The sequence below is a fragment of the Pseudoalteromonas sp. SIMBA_162 genome (genome assembly GCF_046535955.1).
Classification (GTDB): Bacteria; Pseudomonadota; Gammaproteobacteria; order Enterobacterales; family Alteromonadaceae; genus Pseudoalteromonas; species Pseudoalteromonas marina.
Map to the genome: position 1 here is coordinate 1 of NZ_JAWJBQ010000390.1, position 273 is coordinate 273.

Annotated in this window: 1 riboswitch. The window is 30.4% G+C overall.

The annotated features are described in order from the left end of the window. Positions 1 to 127 precede the first annotated feature (127 nt). A riboswitch (cobalamin riboswitch) is annotated at positions 128 to 273 on the forward strand. This riboswitch is flagged as partial in the annotation.

The following is a 273-nucleotide window of genomic DNA, read 5'->3' on the forward strand; positions in this document are numbered from 1 at the left end:
GTAATTTCTATACACTATATCACAATAAAAACAAAAAACAATAAATATTCAGAAAAAAATTATTTTACAATTTTTACTTTACATTGTTGATTTAATCAGTTAATTTTTAAATATAGAATTATATTAAAATAATCGTGTAAGATTAGGTGCTTAATCAATAAGCTTAATAGGGAAGATCGGTGCAAGTCCGACGCTGTCCCGCAACTGTAACTGCTGACGAAGACTACAAGCCACTGGTTTATTCCAGGAAGGTTGTCTAAGGTTGAAGCGAAG